5 protein-coding genes are annotated in these 6496 nt (G+C 58.2%); 3 read left to right on the top strand and 2 right to left on the bottom strand.

What is annotated here, in order from left to right:
• Positions 1-751, top strand: a 751-nt coding sequence (locus WBM93_RS06395) for a threonine aldolase family protein (RefSeq protein WP_424429712.1), incomplete at its 5' end; no start/stop codon positions are given.
• Complete coding sequence (locus WBM93_RS06390) at positions 748-1686, top strand: DMT family transporter (RefSeq protein WP_424429709.1); 939 nt, start codon at positions 748-750, stop codon at positions 1684-1686. The genes WBM93_RS06395 and WBM93_RS06390, both read left to right, overlap by 4 nt.
• A gap of 3 nt (positions 1687-1689) precedes the next feature.
• On the opposite strand, the gene WBM93_RS06385 is transcribed toward WBM93_RS06390, so the two are convergent.
• Both WBM93_RS06385 and WBM93_RS06380 read right to left on the bottom strand, forming a co-directional pair.
• Positions 1690-2490 carry an SDR family oxidoreductase gene (locus tag WBM93_RS06385; protein ID WP_424429706.1) on the bottom strand — a complete coding sequence of 267 codons (801 nt, stop codon included), beginning with the start codon at positions 2488-2490 and terminating at the stop codon, positions 1690-1692.
• Positions 2491-2496: 6 nt separating this feature from the next.
• Positions 2497-3792: a M48 family metallopeptidase gene (locus WBM93_RS06380; protein ID WP_424429703.1), complete on the bottom strand. Its 1296-nt coding sequence runs from the start codon at positions 3790-3792 to the stop codon at positions 2497-2499.
• Positions 3793-3895: 103 nt separating this feature from the next.
• Here WBM93_RS06380 and pepN point away from each other — a divergent pair, with 103 nt between their 5' ends.
• The gene (gene pepN / locus WBM93_RS06375) at positions 3896-6493 is read left to right on the top strand and encodes an aminopeptidase N (RefSeq protein WP_424429715.1); all 2598 of its coding nucleotides are present in this window, start codon (positions 3896-3898) and stop codon (positions 6491-6493) included.
• Positions 6494-6496: the final 3 nt, after the last annotated feature.

The following is a 6496-nucleotide window of genomic DNA, read 5'->3' as shown; positions in this document are numbered from 1 at the left end:
CGAACAGGACGAGGCCGGGGCCCCGGGTTTCTTTACCGGCGGCGCGAAGCTGATGTTGCTTGACGGGGATGGTGCAAAGCTCTCGCCCGAAAGCGTGGAGGCTTGTTGCGCGGCGATTCGAGACGATGTCCATCAGGTCCAGCCAGCCGCTGTTTCGATTACCAATGCCAGCGAATGTGGCATGATTTATCGCCCCGATGAAGTTGCTGGCCTCGCCGCTATTTGCGAAGCACGCGGGCTCGGGCTGCATATGGACGGCGCACGCTTTGCCAATGCGGTTGCGACGCTCGGTTGCTCGCCCGCCGATATGACCTGGAAGGCCGGTATCGATGCGCTCAGCTTCGGTTTCGTGAAAAATGGCGGGATGAGCGCTGAAGCCCTGATATTTTTTGATCGTGATCTGGCCGCCGAAACCCGTTATCGCCGCAAGCGTGCGGGGCATTTGCAGTCCAAAGGACGCTATCTTGCCGCGCAGCTTTTGGCGATGCTCGACAAAGACCTCTGGCTCGACAATGCCCGCGCCGCCAATGCCGGTGCGCAGATCATCGCCGCGGCCGCACCGGAGCGATTGCTCTATCCGGTCGAAGCGAACGAGGTCTTCATCAAATTGTCGGCTGCCGAAGCGGCGCATTTGCGCGGCTTGGGATTTGATTTTTACGACTGGGGCGAAGGACAGGCACGGCTGGTAACCAGCTGGAACCAGAGCGGGGACGATATCCGTCCGCTGGCCGAAGCGATCGGGGCCTTATGAACGCTGAGGACGGGAGCGAACCAAGCCTCCTGACGCCGCGCATTCTGATCCCGTTCCTGCTGGTTTCGCTGATCTGGGGTTCAACCTGGCTGGTGATCAAGGACCAGATTTCCGAAGTACCGCCGAGCTGGTCGGTCAGTTACCGGTTCATCATAGCCGCCGCCGCGATGTTCGTGCTGGCGGGGTTCAAGCGCCTGCCGTTCCGGCTCGACCGGACAGGCTATATGCTGGCGCTGATCCTCGGACTGTTCCAGTTCACCTTCAATTTCAACTTTGTCTATAATGCAGAATTGTTCATCACCTCGGGACTGGTTGCGGTATTGTTCGCGTTGCTGATGGTCCCCAATGCCATAATGGGCCGGATATTTCTGGGGCACCGGATAACCGCGCCGTTTCTCGCGGGTTCCGCGATCGCGGCGGCCGGGATCGCGATGCTGTTCTGGCACGAGTATCGGGCATCCCCGGCCAGTCTGGAACAGGTTCTGATGGGCGCTGCTCTCACCTTCGGTGGCATTTTGTCGGCATCGATCGCCAATGTCATGCAAGCGGGCGAACGGCTCAAATCCTATCCGATCATCACGATCCTCGCCTGGGCGATGCTTTTCGGAGCACTGATCAATATCGCCATCTCGTGGACCACGGTTGGCCCTCCGGTCTATGAAATGCGAGCCGCCTATTGGGGCGGGATATTCTATCTCGGTGTCATCGGCTCGGTCGTAACCTTCCCGCTCTATTTCGCGATGATCCGCGAAATCGGTCCGGGCAAGGCGGCTTATTCGAGCGTTTTGGTGCCGGTGGTGGCAATGATCCTTTCGACAATTTTCGAAGCTTATGTCTGGACCTGGCTGCCGATTGGCGGCGCGGTTCTGGCGATGCTCGGATTGCTTGTCGCGCTGCGGGCACGCAAACCGAAGACGCCGCGCATTTCGGCCTGAGCATCAATCAAGTAGCGACTGTAATCCTGCTTTATAGTCCGGATATTGTGGCTCCCAGTTCAGCAACCGCTTGGCCTTGCCATTGGCCACGCGGCGGTTCTCTGCATAGAAACCCAAGGCCGCCCCGGACAGATTGGCATCCTCCAGCGACAATAATGGCGGGACATCCATTCCCAAAAGCTGCGCTGAATGGGCGATGACCGCATGCTGAGGCGCGGGTAGATTATCGGAAATATTATAGACCCCTGACGGGCCCTCGAATGCCGCGGTGATCGCCGCGACGATGTCGTCGACATGGATGCGACTGAACACCTGTCCCGGCATGTCGACCCGCTTGGCCTTGCCTTCACGGACGCGCGTGAGAGGGCTGCGGCCCGGACCATATATGCCGGGAAGACGAAAGACGTGCATGTCGCTGCGCAAGTCCTGCCAATTCTGATCGGCCTGGCTGCGCGCCTTGCGGCGGCCTGATCCGATAGGCGCGCTTTCATCGACCCACGCGCCGGCCGCATCGCCATATACGCCGGTGGAGGAGAGATAGCCGCTCCATTCCAGAGACGCGGATTGGATCGCCTCGCCATAATGATCGAGCACTGGTTCGCGGCCATCATTTGTGGGCGGGACCGAGGACAGCACATGGGTCGCCTCCGCCAGAGCTGCCAAGACCAATAGCACATTGTCAAAAGCCAGCGCGCCATCCTGCGCCGTGCGGCGCGTACCGGTCACCGTCCAGCCGTCCTTCCGCAGCCGCTGCGCGAGCCGCGAAGCGGTATAACCCATTCCGAAGATCAGCATATGGGGCATCGGCGGCTATTCTTTCTCCAGCGTGCCCGGCTCGGCTATTTGCGGATTTTCGACATGGTCGGCTTTCCATTGCATCGCCATGCGCACCCGCGTGGCACCCGACGGATGGTCAAAGAACAGCATTTCCTCGACCGGTCCCGGTTCGATCTTGCGATATTCCGACAGGCGCATGGCAACCTTGGCAAAGCCGTCCGGTTCCTTGGCGGTGTCGAGGCCGAACCGGTCTGCGTCGCTTTCATTGACCCGGATCAGCGTGTTGAGCGCTGGCGTTGCTGCAAAGAAATAGAGTGTCAAAATTAGGCCGAGCAAGGGGATCGCGGCCGGATCGGATATGCTGCGCACACCCCATTTCTGGCCATGGCGTTCGATCAGCCGGGGCGCGAACCGCGCGGTGATGAACAGCCCGACGGCCATGATCAGCGCCAATATGAATATCGACCGCCAGGTATGGCCGAGCACATAATGACCGAGCTCGTGGCCCATAACGGCAGCGACTTCTTCGGGATCGGTGCGATCGAGCAGATTGTCGTTCAGCGAAATCCGGATCGTCGGTCCGAGGCCGGAGACATTGGCAGATATTCTTTTATGCTGTTTCGACTGGTCGAAAACATAGATATTCTCGGCCGGAATGTCATATTCCGCCGCCATGGCGACGATCTTGTCCCGCATCGGGCCTTCCGCCATATCATTATAGTCGTTGAACAACGGGGAAATGAATATCGGTCCGAGCATCATTCCGATGAACAGGAAGATCGAAATAACGCCGGTTCCCCAGATCCACCATGTCTTGGGCGCCCGCCGGATGACGGCAAAAATTGCCATTATCAGTAGTGGAAAGATGAATAGCGAGATCGCGAGACCGATCATGTCTTCGCCAAACCAGGCGCCAAAGCTCTGGTCGAGCAAGCCATATTGCCGCTCGCGGAAAAAGTCGGTGTAGATCGACCACGGCAGGCTGATCAGATATCCTGCGAGGACATAGGGAAGCGCATAAAGCGCGGGTTGCAGCCATTGGCGCTTGGTCACCCGTTCGGCCCAGTCGCGGAAGCGGGCAGAGAAGCGCGACTGGAGGATCAGGAAGTCGACCAATATTCCGATCACCGCCCCCCACAGGATCAGCCAGTAGCCGCCTTCGAAATAATTATTGGATTTTTCCAGATCGGCACCCTGCAGCGTGTCGATATAGGTGCGGCTGGCCTGTTCGACGTCAAACGCCGCGCTGCCGGATTGTGCGAAAAGCATTTCCACCGGCAGTCCGGCGACCAGCATGGCGGCGAAAAATAACAACAATAGTCTCGACATGACCCACTCCCTTTTGGCCAAGCCATAAACGCAATTGCGCGGGGTGCAAATGGCTCTTATGGCATGGCCCATGCTTGATATTCAAAAAACCGCCAATTCCGAAATGGCTGACGCCGCTCCGGCTCCCAAAGACCCGGCCACCATCCGCCGCGAGGACTATCGTCCGCCCGCCTGGTTCATTCCGGAGGTTGAACTGGACTTCCAGCTTGATCTGGAACGGACTTTGGTGCGCTCGAAACTGGATGTCCGACGCTCGAAAAGCGCATCAGCGGACGAACCTTTGATCCTGCAGGGCGATGATATTACCCCGACAGCGGTGAAAGTCGACGGCGCGGCATGGAACGACTGGAAGCTGGTCGAGGGCGATCTGGTCCTGCCATTGACCGGCGCGGCGCATATTGTCGAGATCGACGTCGAACTGGACCCCTCGACCAACACCCAGTTGATGGGGCTCTATGGCTCGAACGGGATGTTGTGCACGCAATGCGAAGCGGAAGGATTCCGCCGGATCACTTTCGCGCCCGACCGGCCCGATGTGCTGAGCCGCTATCAGGTGCGGATGGAAGCGGACAAGGCGCAATTTCCGGTACTCCTCTGCAACGGCGACAAGGTCGGGCAGGGCGATGGCGAGAATGGCCGCCACTGGGTGCAGTGGAATGACCCCTGGCCCAAGCCGAGCTATCTCTTCGCGCTGGTCGCCGGCGATCTGGTGTCGAACAATGACAGTTTCACCACCCGTTCGGGCAAGCCGGTCGAGCTCAATATCTGGGTCCGCGACGGCGATCTCGACCGCACAGGCCATGCCATGCAGGCGCTGAAGGACTCGATGCGCTGGGATGAAGAAACCTATGGGCGCGAATATGATCTCGGCCTGTTCAACATCGTCGCGGTCAGCGATTTCAACATGGGCGCGATGGAGAACAAGGGTCTCAATATCTTCAATTCGCGCTATATTCTCGCTGATCCCGAAGTTGCTACTGACGCCGATTTCGACGGCATTGAAGGCGTGGTTGCGCACGAATATTTTCACAATTGGTCTGGAAACCGAGTGACTTGCCGGGACTGGTTCCAGCTTAGTCTGAAAGAAGGCTTCACCGTTTACCGCGACCAGAGCTTTTCCGCCGACATGGGTTCAGCAGCGCTCAAACGGATCGAGGATGTGCGGATATTGCGGGCCGCCCAATTTCCCGAGGATGCCGGCCCATTGGCCCATCCGATCCGGCCTGAAAGCTATCAGGAAATATCCAATTTCTACACCGCGACCATCTATAATAAAGGCGCGGAAATTATCCGGATGATGAACACGCTGATGGGGTCGGAAAATTTCCGCAAGGGTACAGACCTCTATTTCGACCGGCACGACGGCGAGGCTGCAACCTGCGAGGATTTTGTCACCGCCATGGAAGACGGTGGCGAAATCGACCTCAAGCAATTCCGCAACTGGTATGAAACGCCCGGCACCCCAAGGGTGACTGCGAAACTGTCCCACGACCCGCAAACCGGAACCGCGACCGTCCAGCTCAGCCAGAAAATTGCACAAAATGGCGAGAAACCGAAATCGTCAGAGCTGGTCATTCCGCTCAGAACAGCGCTGCTCGACCCGGAAACCGGCGCGCACCAGGGAGAACATTTGCTGCTGCTCGACAAGACCGAACAGAGCTTCATGCTCGAAGGCTATAAGGATCATCCGGTCCTGTCGATCAACCGCGGATTTTCCGCTCCGATCATATTGGAAAGCAACCAGACCGCCGAGGAACTGGCGTTTCTGTCGGCCCATGATGACGATCCGTTCGCGCGGTTCGAGGCGGTGCAACGGCTGATGACCGGCTATCTGACCGCCAGGGTCTCGGGCACCCCGGTTGACCGCGATATCATCCTGCAGGCGGTGGCGAAAATTCTGGCCGACAAAACCATTGATCCGGCCTTTCTGTCTGAACTGATCCTGTTGCCAAGCGAAGCCTTTCTCGGCGACCAGATGGTCGAAGTCGACCCGCAGGCGATCCACGAGGAACGCGAAAAATTGCGTGGAAAGATTGCGGTGCAGTTCGAAAAGCAGTTCCGCAAGCTGTACAAAAGCTGCTGGCCCGGCGAATTTTCGCTCGATGCCGAAGCGCGGGCGAAGCGCAAATTGCGCAATGTGACGCTCGGTTATCTGGCCGCCTCGTTTACGGACGATGCCGCGGAAACTGCCCTCGAGCAGTATCGCGAAGCGGATAATATGACTGCCATGCAAGGTGCGCTGGCGGTATTGTCCCATCTCGAGGCCGAAGAACGTGCGGTAGCATTTGATGATTTCTACAAGAGATTCAAAGACAATCCGCTGGTTCTTGACAAATGGTTCAGCCTGCAGGCCATGTCGCTGCGTCCGGATACGGTGAAACGGATCGACAGCCTGTCGCGCCATCCCGATTTCACCATGTCCAATCCCAATCGCGTGCGCGCGCTTTATGGTGCGTTTACCGGCAATCAGGTTCGTTTCCACGATCCGTCGGGCAAGGGCTACGCGATGATCGCCGATATGGTGATCGCACTGGACAAACAGAATCCGCAAACCGCAGCGAAGTTCATTCCGCAGCTCGGACGCTGGCGGCGCTACGAACGGGGACGGTCGGAACTCATGCGGCTGGCGCTGGAAAAAATTGCCGCGCAGCCGGACTTGTCGAAAGATGTTGCCGAACAGGTCCACAAAAGCCTTGCTTGATAT

It is taken from the genome of Parasphingorhabdus sp., from assembly GCF_049667325.1.
Lineage (GTDB): Bacteria > Pseudomonadota > Alphaproteobacteria > Sphingomonadales > Sphingomonadaceae > Parasphingorhabdus.
Note: the sequence above shows the minus strand (reverse complement) of the source record. Positions and strands in the feature narration are given on the sequence as shown.

Coding starts and splice junctions, on each gene's coding strand:
- WBM93_RS06390 (WP_424429709.1), top strand. CDS start 748: ATGAACGCTGAGGACGGGAGCGAACCAAGCCTCCTGACGCCGCGCATT.
- WBM93_RS06385 (WP_424429706.1), bottom strand. CDS start 2,490: ATGCCCCATATGCTGATCTTCGGAATGGGTTATACCGCTTCGCGGCTC.
- WBM93_RS06380 (WP_424429703.1), bottom strand. CDS start 3,792: ATGTCGAGACTATTGTTGTTATTTTTCGCCGCCATGCTGGTCGCCGGA.
- pepN (WP_424429715.1), top strand. CDS start 3,896: ATGGCTGACGCCGCTCCGGCTCCCAAAGACCCGGCCACCATCCGCCGC.